The sequence below is a fragment of the Modestobacter sp. KNN46-3 genome, assembly GCF_011039295.1.
Genome location: NZ_JAAKGN010000354.1, coordinates 1 through 1,039, shown reverse-complemented (window position 1 = coordinate 1,039; position 1,039 = coordinate 1). Strand labels below are relative to the sequence as shown.

Here is a 1,039-nt window from a genome sequence, read left to right as displayed (position 1 = left end):
CCTCAGGCATCGCGCACCGCCCGCAGGCCCGGCACCGGGGGCGCGGCACGGCGGCGCCCCCCGGTGACGCTGCCGAGAGCGCCCTGCACGGCGTGCACGCCACCGGCGACGGAGCCGAGCACGGTCCGCGCGGAGGCGGCGACGTCATCGACGAGCTCGGCCCGGACGACCGGGGGCAGGCTCCGCCCGTAGTCGGCGAGGGCCTCTGCGGTGCTGTACTGCGGCACGTAGCCGAACTCCTCGCGCAGCACCTGGGTGTCGATGACCCGGCCGAAGTTCAGGAAGCGCATCTGCTCCGGCGACCAGTCGACCAGGCGGGCCCAGCGGGTCGTCCGGCCGAGGGAGCCCATCGCCGGCTCCGGCAGGGGCAGTGCGACGCGGCCGAGCCGGCGGATCGCCTGGGACAGCAGGACCGTGCCGTCGGCACCGACGTTCGCCGTGCCGACGAAGTCGCCCGTGGCGGCGCGGGTGAGCACGGCCACGGCGTCGTCCTCGTGGAGGAGTTGCAGCCGGGCGTCGTGCCCGAGGGCGGTGGGGACGACGGGCATCCGGAGGAACCCGGACAGCAGCGAGTCGATCCGCGGGCCGATGAGGTTGGTGAACCGCAGCACGGCGACGCCCACGTCGGGGCGGCGGCGGGCGAAGGCGCGGACGTACCCCTCGATGTCGAGGCTGTCCTTGGCGAAGCCACCACCGGGCACCCGCCGGGCCTGCATGGTCTCGGTGAAGACCGCGGGATCCCGGGAACTGGCGCCGTAGACGGCGCTGGTGCTCTTCAGGACCAGTCGGCGGACCGCGGCAGACCGCTGGCAGGCGGCCAGCAGCTGCATGGTGCCGATGACGTTGAGCTCCTTCATCGACACCCGCCCACCGGCACCGGCCGGTGTGGCGCTGATGTTCATGTGCACGACGGTGTCCACCGACGCCGACTCGATCACCTTCCCGATCAACGGGCTGCGGATGTCGGCGCGGACGAACTCGGTGCGACCGAGGCGACGCAGCACCTCGGGGGCCGGGGGGACGGTGTCCACCCCGATGA

Annotated in this window: 1 protein-coding gene; it reads right to left on the bottom strand. The window is 73.7% G+C overall.

Features of this window, described 5'->3' with window-relative positions; all coding sequences use genetic code 11:
- Positions 1-2: 2 nt before the first annotated feature.
- On the bottom strand, positions 3-1,039 hold a 1,037-nt coding region (locus G5C62_RS27275), incomplete at its 5' end, for an NAD-dependent epimerase/dehydratase family protein (protein WP_164703448.1).